11 protein-coding genes are annotated in these 14,068 nt (G+C 75.1%); 5 read left to right on the top strand and 6 right to left on the bottom strand.

Annotated elements, in window-relative coordinates; translation table 11 throughout:
- Nucleotides 1–8: 8 nt before the first annotated feature.
- A complete protein-coding gene (locus ACGFSC_RS15520) occupies nt 9–275 on the bottom strand; it encodes a zf-HC2 domain-containing protein (RefSeq protein WP_359900389.1) in 267 nt (88 codons plus the stop codon).
- Nucleotides 276–330: 55 nt separating this feature from the next.
- On the opposite strand from ACGFSC_RS15520, the gene ACGFSC_RS15525 reads away from it, so the two are divergent.
- The 4 genes from ACGFSC_RS15525 to ACGFSC_RS15540 all read left to right on the top strand — a co-directional run bounded on the left by ACGFSC_RS15525 (nt 331) and on the right by ACGFSC_RS15540 (nt 5,229).
- The gene (locus tag ACGFSC_RS15525; protein ID WP_380348373.1) at nt 331–894 is read left to right on the top strand and encodes a sigma-70 family RNA polymerase sigma factor; all 564 of its coding nucleotides are present in this window, start codon (nt 331–333) and stop codon (nt 892–894) included.
- Nucleotides 895–1,233: 339 nt separating this feature from the next.
- Nucleotides 1,234–2,550 carry an MFS transporter gene (locus ACGFSC_RS15530; protein ID WP_380631009.1) on the top strand — a complete coding sequence of 439 codons (1,317 nt, stop codon included), beginning with the start codon at nt 1,234–1,236 and terminating at the stop codon, nt 2,548–2,550.
- 137 nt (nt 2,551–2,687) lie between these two features.
- Nucleotides 2,688–4,061, top strand: a complete 1,374-nt coding sequence (locus ACGFSC_RS15535; protein WP_359900385.1) for a cytochrome P450 — start codon at nt 2,688–2,690, stop codon at nt 4,059–4,061.
- Between the two features lie 154 nt (nt 4,062–4,215).
- Entirely contained in the window at nt 4,216–5,229 is a 1,014-nt protein-coding gene (locus ACGFSC_RS15540; RefSeq protein ID WP_359900383.1) for an isocyanide synthase family protein, read from the top strand.
- Between the two features lie 18 nt (nt 5,230–5,247).
- On the opposite strand, the gene ACGFSC_RS15545 is transcribed toward ACGFSC_RS15540, so the two are convergent.
- From ACGFSC_RS15545 to ACGFSC_RS15555, 3 genes are read right to left on the bottom strand one after another with little or no spacing between them, the layout of a single operon-like run.
- Nucleotides 5,248–6,048: an ABC transporter ATP-binding protein gene (locus ACGFSC_RS15545; protein ID WP_359900381.1), complete on the bottom strand. Its 801-nt coding sequence runs from the start codon at nt 6,046–6,048 to the stop codon at nt 5,248–5,250.
- Entirely contained in the window at nt 6,045–7,133 is a 1,089-nt protein-coding gene (locus ACGFSC_RS15550) for an iron ABC transporter permease (RefSeq protein WP_359900379.1), read from the bottom strand. The genes ACGFSC_RS15545 and ACGFSC_RS15550 overlap by 4 nt, the downstream gene beginning before the upstream one ends.
- A gap of 3 nt (nt 7,134–7,136) precedes the next feature.
- Nucleotides 7,137–8,255, bottom strand: coding sequence for an ABC transporter substrate-binding protein (locus tag ACGFSC_RS15555; protein ID WP_359900377.1), 1,119 nt, complete (start codon nt 8,253–8,255; stop codon nt 7,137–7,139).
- Nucleotides 8,256–8,502: 247 nt separating this feature from the next.
- Between ACGFSC_RS15555 and ACGFSC_RS15560 the strand changes: the two genes are divergently transcribed.
- Entirely contained in the window at nt 8,503–9,327 is an 825-nt protein-coding gene (locus ACGFSC_RS15560) for a helical backbone metal receptor (protein WP_359900375.1), read from the top strand.
- A 176-nt stretch (nt 9,328–9,503) separates the two neighbouring features.
- Here the strand turns inward: ACGFSC_RS15560 and ACGFSC_RS15565 are convergent, their stop codons facing one another.
- Both ACGFSC_RS15565 and ACGFSC_RS15570 read right to left on the bottom strand, forming a co-directional pair.
- A complete protein-coding gene (locus tag ACGFSC_RS15565) occupies nt 9,504–11,930 on the bottom strand; it encodes a hypothetical protein (RefSeq protein ID WP_359900373.1) in 2,427 nt (808 codons plus the stop codon).
- A gap of 339 nt (nt 11,931–12,269) precedes the next feature.
- On the bottom strand, nt 12,270–13,916 hold the full coding sequence (locus tag ACGFSC_RS15570; RefSeq protein WP_392863459.1) for a lipase maturation factor family protein: 1,647 nt from the start codon (nt 13,914–13,916) through the stop codon (nt 12,270–12,272).
- Nucleotides 13,917–14,068 lie beyond the last annotated feature (152 nt).

The following is a 14,068-nucleotide window of genomic DNA, read 5'->3' on the forward strand; positions in this document are numbered from 1 at the left end:
GGCCGCGCCTACCGCTCGACGGCCTGCGGACCGTTCGGAGCACGATCTCCCGGCCGGTCCTCGCCGAGGCCGGCCAGCAGCCGGGCCGACCACTCGGGCGAGGGCCCGTCGGCAGCGCCCGCCCGAACCCGAGCGCGCAGCTGTTCGGCCCGGGCCAGCCACTCCCGGCAGCCGTGGCAGCGCGCGACGTGCTTGTCCAGCCGCACCTCCGGCAGGCCGCTCGGTTCGCCGTCGAGCCGGGCGGACAAAGCTGTCCGAAACTGCACGCATCTCATATGACCATCGTCCCGCACGGCCGTGATGCCGGGACCGGCCGGGTGGGGGGCCACCGTGGATGACGATCAGCTCACCGCGCTGGCACTGACCGCCCGCTCCGGACGGGCGGCCGACGTCGAGGCCTTCGTCCGGGCGACCCAGCGGGACGTCTGGCGCTTCGTCGCCCACCTGACCGACGTGCAGTCCGCCGACGACCTCGCCCAGGAGACGTTCCTGCGCGCCCTGCGCGGCCTGCCCGCGTTCGCGGGGCGCTCCTCGGCCCGGACCTGGCTGCTGTCGATCGCCCGGCGCACGGTGATCGACCGGTACCGGATGGCCGCCGCCCGGCCGCGCTGCGCGGCACTGCCGGACTGGCAGGAGGCGGCGGAGCGGCAGGGTGGCACACCGACGGCCGGGTTCGAGGACGGCATCGCGCTCGGCGATCTGCTCGACCGGGTGCCCGCCCAGCGGCGGGAGGCCTTCGTGCTGACGCAGGTGGTCGGCCTGAGCTATGCCGAGGCGGCCGAGGTCGCCGGCTGCCCCGTCGGAACGGTCCGTTCGCGAGTCGCCCGCGCCCGGGAGGAACTGGTGGCCCGCCTGCGCGCCGCCGAGGCCGGGGAGCTCGCGACCGCCTGCTGAGCGGCGGGAGGACGACGGGCCGTCGGCGGGCGGGCGAGCGAGCGAGCGAGCGGCGAACGATCGACAGCCGACGGCGAACAACCGACAGCGGACAGATGACAGCGAACAGATGACAGATTTCGAAATCTGTCATCTGTTCGCTGAAAGTTGTCACCCGCGCCGCACCTCCGCAAGAAATCCCCCAGGTGTTCGGAACCGGAGCCCCTGCGCCACCGACTGCTGTACCGGACCCCGCCGCCGAGGCGGCGTCCGGTCCGGCAGCACGGGAGACGGAGGGACTTCATGACAGTGCAACCACCCCCGACCACCCAAAATCTGACGAACCATCAGCACGAGCCGGTGGACCGCTGGAGCCTGGTGGTGGCCGCCGGCCTGCTGTCCTTCGTCGCGATGCTCGACATGAACGTGGTCAACCTCGCGCTCACCGACATCTCGGCCGGTCTGCACGTCTCCCCCGGGGTCGCCCAGTGGGCCGCCCTCGGGTACCAACTTCCGCTCGTCGCCCTGCTGTTGCCCGCCGGACGATGGCTGGACCAGGTCGGCACCCGCTCGGCCCTGCTGCTCGCCGTCGGCTGCTTCGCCCTGTGCAGCGTGCTGGCGGCCTGCGCCCCGTGGGCCGGGTGGCTGATCACGGCACGGCTGTTCCAGGGCGCCTTCGGGGCCGTGCTCTTCGTCCTGATGCCGGTGCTCGCCGCCACCTCCGTCCGGCCCGAGCTGCGCGGCCGGGCGATGAGCGTGCCCGCGACGCTCGGTCCGCTCGGCGCCGTCACCGGGCCGGTGCTCGGCGGGCTGCTGCTCGACCACCTGGGCTGGCGGGCGATCTTCCTCGTCAAGCTGCCGGTCTGCCTGGCCGCCGTCCTGATCGTGCGGCGCCACGCCCCGCGCCGCGGCGGGCTGCGACCGCCCGACCGGTCCTCGCTCGGCGACGCCGCGCTGATCGGCGCCGCCGTGGCCGCCACCCTGCTCGGGCTCACCCTGGCCCCGCGGACGCCGCTGTGGCTGCTGCTCGCCCTGCCCGCCGTACCGCTGGTGCTGCTCTGGCTTCGCCGCCCGGGCGGCCGGCCGGTGGCCGAGGTACTTCGGGCCGCCGGGACCGCCGGCGCCAACGCCTCGGTGCTGGCCCTCGCCGCCGGATTCGCGGCCTGCCACTACCTGCTCGCCCAGCACCTGCGCGGACCCCGGGGCGAGAGCGCCACCGCCACCGCACTCACCATGCTGGCGTTCCCGCTCGGCATGGTGCTGGCCGGCCGGGTCGGCGGCCGGCTGGCCGACCGCTGGGGCGCCCGCCCGACCGCGCTCACCGGTGCCGCCGTCACCGCCCTCGGCCTGGCCCTGCTCGCCCCGCTGGACCCGAGCTGGTCCGCCCTCGACATCGCCGCGCGACTCGCCCTCGCCGGCGCCGGGATGGGCCTCAACGGCGGCCCCACCCAGGCCCTGGTGATGTCCGCCTCCCCGCCCGGGAAGCTCGCCACCGCCGGCTCCGCCGTCCAACTCGCCCGCAGCCTCGGCTTCGCGCTCGGCCCGGCCCTCGGCACCGCCGCCGCGCTCGCCGCGCCCCACGACACCACCGGGACGCGCGCCGGGATCGCCCTGGCCGCCATGGTCGCGGCCACCGCCGTCGCCCTGCTCGCCCCGCACCGCCGCCCCGAGGCCTGAGCACCCTGCACCGCCGCCCCGAGGCCTGAGCACCCCGCACCGCCCGCCCCGCATCGGCCCCCGCTCCGCCCCGCATCCACAACACGCCCCAACACACCGCATCGGCCCGCATCGCCCCGCATCGAAGGACCCCCCAGATGACCGACACGAGCCCCGCCTCGATTACCGACTCGATCACCGACACGGCCACCGCCCCGGCCGCCACCGCCGACGACGAAGCCCCGCGCTGCCCGTACGGGTACGACCGGCTCCCCTCCCCCGTCCCGCTGTACGGCCCGGCGTACAAGCGCGACCCGTACCCGCTCTACCGACGGATGCGCGAGGCCGGGCCGGTGCACCGGGTGGAGTTCCCGAGCGGCATCCACGCCTGGCTGGTCACCGGCCACCGGGCCGCCCACGCGGCCCTCAACGACCCCCGCCTTGGCAAGAACCACAGCCTGGGCAACGACAATTGGCGCCGCCTCGCGTCGATCATGCCCGAGCCGCAGCACTCGCAGCTCCAGGTCCATCTGCTCCACCAGGACCCGCCCAAGCACACCTCGATGCGCCGGCTCGTGCTCGACGCCTTCGCCCCGCGCCGGGTGGAGTCGCTTCGCCCCCGGTTCCAGGAGCTGGCCGACGCGCTGGTGGACGAACTGCCGCAGTCCGGCGGCGCGGACCTGGTGGCGGGCTTCGCGGCCCACTACCCCTTCCGGGTGCTCGCCGAAGTCATCGGCCTGCCGCCCGAGTTGGCCGAGCGCTTCGACCGGGACTGGGGCAAGGTGGTCCAGCCGGTCGGCCCGCAGGACCCCGGCCGACCGGCGTACGAGGCACGGCTGCGCGGCCTCCAGACGTACATCGCCGATGTCGTCGCCCGCAAGCGCGTCGACTGTCGGGAGCCCGGCTGGGTGGCCCGGGAGGACCTGCTGGGCCGGCTCGTCCACGCCCATGACGCGGGCGAGTTGAGCCGCGCGGAGCTCGACTCGATGGTCTTCCAGCTGCTGGTCGCCGGGCAGGAGCCGGTCACCAACCAGATCACCACCATGCTGGTCACCCTGCTGCGCCACCCCGAGCAGCTCGCCCGGCTGCGCGAGGGCGTCGACGAGCCCGACCGACTCGCCCGGGCGGTGGAGGAACTGCTGCGCCACGACGCCGCGTTCGAGCTCACCACCTGGCGGTTCTTCGCCGAGGACAGCGACCTGTTCGGCACCGTCGTCCCGGCCGGCGACTCCGTGATCGTCTCGCTCTGCGCCGCCAACCGCGACGACGAGCAGTTCCCCGATCCCGACCGCCTCGACCTGGACCGCACCCCCAACGCCCACCTGGCCTTCGGCCACGGCATCCACTACTGCCCCGGCGCCGCACTCGCCCGGGCCGAGCTCCAGGTCGCCCTCGCCACCCTGCTCACCCGGCTGCCCGGCCTGCGCCCGGCCGAGGCGCCCGGCGACGGCCTGGCGGACCTGGTCTGGGTTCCCGCCGTCCTGGCGCGCGGAGTGAACCGGCTGCCGGTCGCCTACGACCAGCGCCGCTGACCCCCGGGCGCCTCGCACCCCCCGGGGCACATCGCACCCCCGATCACACGCCCCCCGCTCACATACCCCCGATCACGCACCCCGGCTCCGACCGCCCGGAGCCCGACACCTGACGCCCGAAGCCGCACCGCACCACCTTCCGTGGAGGACCCCCATGCCGCCCGTCGGCACCGCCCCTGCCGCCATCACCCCTGTCACCGCCGTCTCCACCGCCACCGACCCCGCGGACCGCCCCTCGGACCGCCCCTCGGACCGCCCCGCGGCCGAGCGGCTCGCCGCCCGCGTCCTCGGCCTGCTGCTGCCGCACCGCCGGGCCGCGGACCCGGAGCTCGACGCCCGCCCGGAGCACTTCCCGCTCCAGCTGGCCCAGTTGGCGGACTTCATCACCGCCGGCGAACCGATCGTCCTGACCCTGCCCGGCTTCCCCTGCAAGTCGCCGAACCCCGCGAAGGTGCTCGGCCACCTGCCGGACGAGGGCGAACGGCTGTCACTGACCTTCCTCGACGGGCTGTGCGCCGAGATCGGCCGTCTGTACGCGCCCGGCGCCCGGATCCTGATCTGCTCGGACGGGCACATCTTCGGCGACCTGATCGACGTCCCGGACGACCACATAGACGCCTACTCGGACGCCCTGACCGCCATGATCGCCCGCGAGGGCCTGACCCGCCTCGACACCTTCGACCTGCGGGCCGTCCTCGGCGACCTCCCGTACGACGAGAAGCGCGCCCGGGTGCACGCCCGGTACGCGCCGAGCGTCGAGGAGTTGCGCGAACAGGTACTGACCGAGGAGGAGACCCTGCGGCTCTACCGGGGCATCACCCGCTTCCTCACCGAGGACACCGTCGGCTTCACCGGCACCCGCTCCGCCCTCCAGCGGGAGTGCCGCCGCCGCGCCTACGGCGTGATCCAGCGCAGCCGCGCCTGGGGCGAGTTGATCGCCGAGCACCATCCGCGCGCCGTCCGGCTCTCCATCCACCCGCAGCCGGCCGGGGCGTCCAAGTTCGGCATCCGGCTGCTGGCGGCGGCCGACGCCTGGATCACGCCCTGGCACTCCGCTGTGCTCCACCGCGCCGGCGGCGAGCGCGAGTTGCTGCGCAGCGCGGAGGCCGCGCGGCTCGGCCGGCTGGTCCTGCGGGACGGTCGGCCGAGCCACTACGAGTGCCACTAGCAGGAGCGCCGGTACGGGCTACCGCCCCGGCACGGCCGCCTGCGCCGCTGCCGGGGACCGGTGGTCGAAGGCGATCAACGGATCGCCGGTGAGGGGGTGTTCGACCACTGCCGCCCGTACGCCGAAGACCTCGGCCAGCAGCTCGGCGGTCAGCACCTCGCGCGGTGTCCCGGAGGCCACCAGGGCGCCGCCGTGCAGGACGTGCAGCCGGTCGCAGACCGAGGCGGCGGCGTTGAGGTCGTGCAGGGCGACCAGGGTGGTGCGGCGCTGCTCCCGGAGCAGGGCGAGCAGCTCCACCTGGTGCCGGACGTCCAGATGGTTGGTCGGCTCGTCCAGCACCAGGACGTCCGGCTGCTGGGCGAGCGCCCGGGCCAGCAGCACCCGTTGCCGTTCACCGCCGGAGAGCTGGGCGAACCGTCGGTCGACGGCCTCGGCCATGCCGACCCTGGTCAGCGCCTCGGAGGTGATCCGGTGGTCCTCGGCGTCGTCGGCCGCGAAGGCCCGCTTGTACGGGGTGCGGCCCATCGCGACCACCTCGCGGACGCTCAACTCGAAGTCCCCGCCGCGCTCCTGGGGCAGTGCCCCGATGTGCCGGGCGGACTGCGCGGGCCGCAGCTCCGCGAGGTCCCGCCCGGCCAGCAGCACCCGGCCGGCGCTGGGCCGCAGGTGCCGGTAGACGGTGCGCAGCAGGCTGGACTTGCCACTGCCGTTGGGTCCGACCAGTCCGGCGATCTCCCCCTCCTCGGCGATCAGGTTGGCCCCGGCCAGCACCGTCCGGCCGGCCAGGGCGACGCTCAGGTCCTCGACGGCGATCCTCAACTGCGCTCCAGTCGTCGATCCAGCAGGTAGAGCAGGGTGGGGGCGCCGAGGACGGCGGTGACCACGCCGATCGGCAGTTCCTGGCCGTCCAGGGCGGTGCGGGCCACCGTGTCGACGACGACCAGCAGCAGCGCCCCGGTGAGCGCGGACAGCGGCAGCAGCCGCCGGTGGTCGCCGCCGACCAGCAGCCGGCACACGTGCGGCACCATCAGCCCGACGAAGCCGATCGCCCCGGAGACGGCGACCAGCACCCCGGTGAGCACGCTGGTGACCACGAAGACCTCGCGGCGCAGCCGGGTGACGTCCACGCCGAGCCCGGCGGCCGTCTCGTCGCCCATCAGCATCGCGTTGAGCCCCCGGGCGCGGGCCTGGAGCAGGGCCAGTCCGAGCGCCACGGCGACGGCGGGGACGGCGAGTTGGGCCCACACGGCGCCGCCGAGGCTGCCCATCAGCCAGAACAGCACGCCCCTGGTCTGCTGCTCGTCGCGGGTCTGCAGGACCAGGTAGCTGGTGATGCCGCCGAGGAACTGGGCGATGCCGATGCCCGCGAGGACCAGCCGCAGCGGCGAGAAGCCGCCACCGCGCCGGGCCATCAGCCAGACCAGCGAGAACGCGGCGAGCGCGCCGGCGAACGCCGCCAGGGAGACGGTGAGGCCGAGCGCGCTGCCGAAGGAGAGCTGGAGCCCGAGGGTGGTGCCGAGGACGATGGCGGCGACCGCACCCAGCGAGGCACCGGAGGAGATGCCGAGCAGGTAGGGGTCGGCGAGCGGATTGCGGACCAGGGCCTGCACGGCAGTGCCGACCAGGCCGAGTCCGGCGCCCACCACGGCCGCCAACAGGGCGCGCGGGACGCGCAGTTGCCAGACGATGAGGTCGCGGGTGCCGGGTTCGGGGGCCCGGCCGGTGAGCCGGCGGGCGACCACCGACCAGACCTCGCCGGGCGGGACGTCCACCGAGCCGAGCGAGACGGCGACGGTCAGCGCGAGCACCAGGGCGACGGCGAGGGCGGCGGCCAGCGGCCCGGCCCGCAGGGTGCGGGCCGGGCGGGCTTCGCCGCGCTCGTTGCGAGCGATGGCCGACGTCACCGGCTACTGCCCGCTCTTAGCGGGGTCGGGGCTCTTCGCGGGGTCCGGGCTCTTGACGAGGTCCGGGTGGACGGTGGCGGCGATCTGCCGGACGGCCTCGGCGTTGCGCACCCCCGCGATGGTGGTCACCTCGGAGCCGAGCCGGACGAAGTGCCCCTCCTGGACGGCCTTCAGGCCCTGGGTCGCGGGGAAGCCCTTCAGGAAGGCCTCGGCCTCGTCGAAGGCCTTGCGGGTGGCCTCCTCGCTGCCCCGGTTGCGCACGGCCAGCTGGATCCAGTCGGGGTTCTTGGCGACCACGTCCTCCCAGGATCCGGGCTTGAAGTCGGCGTCGCAGTCGGCGAACACGTTGCGCGCCCCGGCCTGGGTGATCACGGCGTTGGCGACCTGTCGGCCGCAGACCGCCACCGGCTGCTTGGTACCGGCGTCGAAGTCGAAGACGAAGTAGCTCGGCCGCTGCCCCTCCGGCACGGCGGCGAGCGCGGTGCGGACCTCGCCGAGCTGCTTCTCCATCCCGGCGACCAGTTCCTCCGCCCGCGCGGCGGTGCCGGTCACGGCGCCCAGCCGGCGGACGTCCTCCTCGATCCCGGCGAGGTCGGTGCGCGGCGCCTTGGCGGCCTTCGACGTCCCGGCGCAGGCGGTGGAGAGCAGGTACACGTGCTGGATGCCGGCCGCCGCGTACTCCTCCTCGCTCGGCCCGGTGGCGCCACCGCCCATCATCGGCATCGCGCCGAAGGTGTCCACGTAGAGGTCGGCGCCGGAGCCGAGCAGCTTCTCCTTGGGTATGCCCTTGTCCCCGAGCACCGGCACCTTGGCGCCCTGCTCGGCGACGGCGGCGGGCAGGGTGCCCTTGCCGGGCGGGAAGCCGGTGCCGATGACCCGTTCGCCCGCGCCGAGTTGGAGCATCAGCTCCAGGCCGGCGGCGTTGCTGGTGACGATCCTGGCGGGCGCCTTGGCGATGCTGGTCTCCTTGCCCGCGCAGTCGGCGACCTTGACGGGGAAGCCACCGCCCGGGTCGTCCCGGACGGTGACGGAGGCGCTCGGCCCGCCCCCGGTCCCGCTTCCGCAGGCCGTGGCGAACAGGGCGACGGCGGCTGCGATTCCGCAGGCGACGCGAGGGCGCATGACAACTCTCTCCTGGTCGGTGACCGTGCTCGGTGACGGTGCTGGTGACCGCGCTGGTGACCGTGCTCGGTGCTTGTCGTGGGTGGTCGTGGGTGGTCGTGGGTGGGTCGTGGCTGGTCGTGCCGAAGGCCCGTACTGCGGACCCGGACCAGGTAGTCGGGCGGCCGGGCCGATGGGTTCCCCGCGATTCGCGACCGGTCGTCGTCGGCGCGCCCCCTCGCCCCGGAGCCGGACGTAGGCTGGCCGGATGGCCGCCCCCACCGTCCCGCGCGACGACCTCGACCTCCCCGTCCGGCTCGGGCCGCGTCCGCCCCGCCGGGTGGTCTCGCTGGTGCCCTCGCTGACCGAGGCGGTCGCCGCCACCGCACCCGGACTGCTGGTCGGCGCCACCGACTGGTGCAGCCACCCCGCCGACCTGTCCGTCACCCGGATCGGCGGCACCAAGAACCCGGACGTCCCGCGCATCCTCGCGCTCGCACCGGACCTCGTCCTCGCCAACGACGAGGAGAACCGGCGCCCCGACCTGGACGCGCTGCGGGCGGCCGGCGTCCCGGTCTGGGTCACCGACATCCGCACCCTGGACGACGCCCTCAGCTCCCTGCACCGGCTGCTGACCACCGCCTGCGGACTGCCCAGGCCGCCCTGGCTGGACGAGGCGGAGGCGGCCTGGGCCCCTGTCGGGAGCGGCGGAACTCCCGCGCTGGGCGACGGCCCGCGGACCGTCGTGCCGATCTGGCGCCGCCCGTGGATGGTCCTCGGCCGCGACACCTTCGCCGGGGACCTGCTGCGCCGCCTGGGCCTGCGGCTCGTCCACGCCGACCACCCCGAGCGCTACCCGGCCGTTCCGCTGCCCGAACTGCTCGCCTGCCGACCCGAGTTGGTCGTCCTGCCGGACGAGCCGTACCGCTTCACCGCCGAGGACGGCCCGGAGGCGTTCCCGGGCACGCCGGCGGCGCTGGTCAGCGGACGGCACCTGACCTGGTACGGCCCCTCGCTGGTGACCGCCCCCGCCGTGCTGCGGCAGGCCCTCGACCACCCGTACGGTCCGGGCGGCGGAGCGGGCGCCTCGTAGGACGACCGCCACTCACCGACGGCCGCCGGTGACACCGGGGTACGAGGGTCGAGCGAGGGCGGGAGGGAAAGCGCCGACTGAGGGCGGGTGCCCCGGAACGTGACAGGGCCCGGGACGCGTGTTCGCGTCCCGGGCCCTGCGGCCGTGTGGCCGTGTGGCCTTGCCGGCTTGTTTCGTCAGCCGCGCGCGGCGGTGACGGCGGCGCCCAGCGCCTCCTTGATCCGGGGACCGAGGCGGGCGAAGCCCAGCTCCTTCATGGCCGCCCGCAGCAGTTCCTCGTCGGTCCGCTCGACGCCGTCGCCGTCCACCCACCGCACGACGGCGAGCAGCTCGTCGGCGGAGTAGGCGGTCACGGGGCGACCGGGCGTGAAGTCCGGCTTCACGGGACGGACGTCGGCCTCCGGCTCGGCGGCGGGGGCTTCGGCAGCGGCGACGGGCTCGGGCTCGGCCGCGACCTCAACGGCGGGCTCGGGCTCGGGCGCGACGGCAGGCTCCTCGGCCTCGACCACCGGCTCCGCCGCCTCCACGGCAACAGCCTCGGGCTCGGCCGCGACCTCAACGGCGGGCTCGGGCTCGGTGACCGGCTCGGGCTCGGCAGCCGCCTCGGCGACCACGACCTCAGCCGTCTCGACCTCGGCCTCGGCCTCGGCCTCAACGGCAGGCTCGTCCACCTCCGCGGCCGGCTCGTCGACGGTGGGCTCCACCGCGACAGCCACCGGCTCGACCTCGACCTCAGCCTCGGCCGCGACCTCGGCGGCACTCTCGGCAGTCTCGATCGCCGGCGCATCGGTCTCGGCGGCGGGCTCCTCCACCACGTTCGCCTCAGCCTCGACGACGTCGATGACCTCGGCGGTCGGCTCCTCGACGGCGGGCTCCGTCACCTCGGGCTCCGTCACGACGGGCTCAGGCTCGGTCTCGGCCACCGGCGCGACCTCGACCACGGTCTCAGCCTCGGCCGCAACCTCGACGACCGGCTCCTCGGCCACGACCTCGGCGGCGGGCTCCTCGACCTCAACGGCCTCAACGACCTCGGCGGCCGGGTCGGCCTCCGGTTCCGTCTCCGCCGGGGTCTCGTCCACGGCCTCGGCCAGGGCGGCGGTCGCGGCCGCCACCAGGTCGTCGGCCGCCGGGGAGGGCGCCGGGAGGGTGACCACCGCGGCCTGGGCCTCCTCGTCGGCCTGCTCCGTCGCCGGCTCCTCGGCCACGACACCCGTGTCCGACGGCGTCTCCGCCTCGACCTCGGCGTCGGTCTCGACCTCAGGCTTGATCTCGGCCTCGACCTCGGTCTCAGCCTTGACCTCGGTCGCGGTCTCGGTCTCGACCTCGGCCTCTGCCTCAGCGGCCGCGGGCGCCGTGGCGGCCTCGTCGGCCTCCTCCGCAGGAGCGGTCGCCGGAGCCGGGGCCTTCTCTCCCAGCCCGTCCCGCTGCCCACCGGCCAGCGCCTGCAGGGCAGCCGCCTCGGCGTCAGCCAGGTCCGCCGACTCCTCGGTCCCGGCCTTCTCGGCCACAGCCTCCTCGGCACCGGCCTCGCCGTCGACCTCGCCGTCGACCTCGGCAGCGGCCTCGGGAGCGACCTCGTCCGTCGCCTCGGCAGCGTCCTCGGCCTCGGGCTGCTCCTCGATCGCCGCGTCCCCCGTGGCGGTGGCCTTCTCCCCGAGCCCGTCCCGCTGCCCGGCGACCAGCGCCTGGCGGGCCGTGTACGCGGCCTCGGCGGCGCGGCGGTCGGCCTTGGCTGCGGCGAGTTCGGCGAGCAGGTCGGCGAGGCCGGCCTCCTCCAGGCCGACCCGCAGGCCGCGGATGGTGGGCAGGCGGTAGAGGGTGCCCTCGTCGGCGGCGAGCCGCTCGACCAGGTCGATCAGCTCGGCGAAGGGCAGCCCGTCCAGGTCGTGGTCGGGCAGCAGGCGGGCGAGGCCGCGCAGGCCGGTGTTGATCGCCTCGAAGGCCTGGGCGGTGCGGTCGACCAGGGCGCCGTCGCCGGGCACTCGCGGGAGGGTGCCGGCCGGGGCGAGCGCGGCCCAGGCGCGGCGCTCGATCTCGGCGGAGGTGAGGGCCTCGTGCAGGTCCTCCCGGCGGATGCGGCGGTCGGTGGCGAGTGCGACGGCCTGCTTGCGCAGCGAGCGGCCGCGCAGCCAGGAGAGCTTGACGCCGTTCTCGCGGCGCCAGGTGCTGTCGGCGGTGGCGGCGGCGAGGGCGCCGAGGTCGGCGTCGTACGCGGCGGGGAAGAGGGCCGTGGAGGTGCGGTGCACCCGCTGGAGCATCTCGACCAGCAGCGCGGTCTTGGCGACGGTGTCGGGCTCGTCCAGCTTGACGTCGGCGGCGAGGGCGGTGACGGCCTCCCACGTCTGCTGGAGGTCGCTGCCGCGCAGTTCGGCGAGGGCCGTGGAGGCGGCGCGGGCGTCCTCGGGGGTGGCGACGGTGTCGACGGCCGCGTACCAGGCGTGGGTCTCGGCGGTGAGCGTGAAGGCCCCGAGCTCGGCGTAGCGGCCGAGGTCCTCGCGGAGGTCGGGCTCCGCGGCGGCGTCCTGGGGGTCCTTGACGTCTGCGGCGTCGGCGACGTCCGCCGGGTCGGCTGCGTCGGCGTTGCGCGAGTGAAGCACTGTCATGTGAGGTCCGGTTCTGGGCGACGACGGCGGGGCTGGCGGCGAGGGGGCGGCGGACCGGTTGCGCGGGGTCGCCCCTGAGGCGGGGCTGGGGGGCGCGCGGGCGGGCTGCCGGTTGTGGACGCCCAGAATACGGGTGCCCGTTCGAGGCTTGCACGCACCCACCGCCCCGACGGGCGGGTGTCGTGTGCCATACCGCCCGCCTGGCCGCCACTCGGGCGGTCCGCCCGGGTGGTCGGGCGTTGGTCCGGACGGGTGTCTCCGCTGCTCACGGCTCCTCCTCGCGACTCCTCCTCGCGGAACCCACCGCAGCTGTTCACCGCGGCTGTTCACTGCGGCTGTTCACCGTGGCTCCTCGCACGGCCCTCCGACAGGCGGCTCCGGCCGACGGCCGGTGCGGCCGCCGGTGCGGCCGTTGGCGCGGCCGTCGCGACGGCTGTCGGGAGGGCCCTCACGACGGCCCTCGGCCCGACGGTGGCCCCGGCGGAACCGCTCCATCGGCACCTCCCGGACGCCACGTCCCCGTACCGGGCCCGGCCGGCCGGGCGGCGGCCGGTAGCCGGCCCGGCCGAGGGCCCGCAGATCGACCGGCGCGAGGTATTCGCTGAGCGCGGTGCGGTGCCACCACGCGCCGGTTTCCCGCAGTTCGCGCCAATCGGTGAACCGGTAGAGGTAGAGGGTCGCCCGGACGTGGGTCGGCGGGGCGTCCGGGAAGGGGTTGTGGCGCAGCAGGCGCAGGGTGGCCCGGTCGCCGGACAGCAGGCGGGCGACGAAGGGGAGGAACCAGGGGCGGGCGTAGGCGGAGGAGATGCCGGCGAACCACATCAGCCAGTCGAGCCGCAGGTGGTAGGGCGCGAACTGGCGCGGGCGGCGGCGCACGTCGCCGGGCTTGCCCTTGAAGCCGTACTCGCGCCAGACGGTGTGCGGAGTGAGCACCGTCTCGTCGGTGCCCTCGACCACCACCTCCTGGCGGAACCGGTTGACACTGCCGAAGGCGCCGTAGGTGTTGACGAGGTGCAGGCGGTTGAAGGAGCGGTTCATGGCCTGGCCGCGGGAGATCATGTTGCGCACCGGCCAGTAGCTGAGCACCAGGACGGCGGCGGTCAGCGCGATCACCAGCACCTCGTACCAGACCGGGGTGCCGGGGTAGGCGCGGGCGTGGACGGGCAGGCCGAGGCGGGCCGGTTCGACGGCGGCGAGGGCGAGGGCGATGGTCAGCCAGTTGAGCCAGGCGAAGTTGCCGGACGCCACCAGCCAGAGCTGGGTGGCGATGACGGCGCAGGCCGCGCCGCTCGCGACCGGCTGCGGCAACAGCAGGCCGACCGGTACGACGAGTTGGACGAAGTGGTTGACGGCGGCCTCGACCCGGTGCAGCGGGGCGGGCAGGTGGTGGAAGAACCAGCTGAGCGGCCCGGGCATCGGCTGGGTCTCGTGGTGGTACTGGAGGCAGGTCAGGTCGCGCCAGCAGCTGTCGCCGCGCAGCTTGATCAGTCCGGCGCCGAACTCGACCCGGAAGGCCAGCCAGCGCATCAGCCACAGCACCAGGGTGGGCGGGGCGGTGTCGGCGTCGCCCAGGAAGGCGGCGAGGAAGCCTGCTTCGAGCAGCAGGGACTCCCAGCCGAAGGAGTACCAGGTCTGCCCGACGTTGACGATGGAGAGGTAGAGGGTCCAGAGCACCGCCCACAGCAGGATCGACGTCCAGAGCGGGACGGCGTCACCGAGCCCGGCCGCGACGGCTGCGGCGAGCGCGGCGCCGCTCCAGGCGCCGGCGGCGAAGAACCGGTCGCTGTAGTGGAGGTGGAACAGGCCGGGCGACCGGCGGAACGGGACCCGGGCGGTGAAGCGGGGCACCGGCAGCATCCCGTCGGCGCCGATGAGCGCGCGGAACTGCCCGGCGGCGGCCAGGAATCCGATCAGGTAGAGGGCGGCGAGCAGGCGTTGGACGAGCAGCCGGCTCAGCCAGTAGTCGGGGGCGGCGAACCAGTCCATGCGGCCCATGCCTACCATCCGGTGCCCCGGGCACGGGCCCGGTCGGGGCGGCGGAGCGGGGAGGGTTCACCCGCTCGGCCCGGGCGGCGGGCCTCCGGCAGTGCCGGGCGGACACGGACGAGCACGGGAACGGCACCCGGCGGGCGCCCGGC

This window comes from Kitasatospora sp. NPDC048715 (genome assembly GCF_043198905.1).
Lineage (GTDB): Bacteria > Actinomycetota > Actinomycetes > Streptomycetales > Streptomycetaceae > Kitasatospora > Kitasatospora lactacystinica.

Excerpts from the sequence above, each read along its gene's own strand:
- ACGFSC_RS15520 (WP_359900389.1), bottom strand. The coding sequence starts at position 275 with ATGAGATGCGTGCAGTTTCGGACAGCTTTGTCCGCCCGGCTCGACGGC.
- ACGFSC_RS15535 (WP_359900385.1), top strand. The coding sequence starts at position 2,688 with ATGACCGACACGAGCCCCGCCTCGATTACCGACTCGATCACCGACACG.
- ACGFSC_RS15540 (WP_359900383.1), top strand. The coding sequence starts at position 4,216 with ATGCCGCCCGTCGGCACCGCCCCTGCCGCCATCACCCCTGTCACCGCC.
- ACGFSC_RS15555 (WP_359900377.1), bottom strand. The coding sequence starts at position 8,255 with ATGCGCCCTCGCGTCGCCTGCGGAATCGCAGCCGCCGTCGCCCTGTTC.
- ACGFSC_RS15560 (WP_359900375.1), top strand. The coding sequence starts at position 8,503 with ATGGCCGCCCCCACCGTCCCGCGCGACGACCTCGACCTCCCCGTCCGG.
- ACGFSC_RS15565 (WP_359900373.1), bottom strand. The coding sequence starts at position 11,930 with ATGACAGTGCTTCACTCGCGCAACGCCGACGCAGCCGACCCGGCGGAC.
- ACGFSC_RS15570 (WP_392863459.1), bottom strand. The coding sequence starts at position 13,916 with ATGGACTGGTTCGCCGCCCCCGACTACTGGCTGAGCCGGCTGCTCGTC.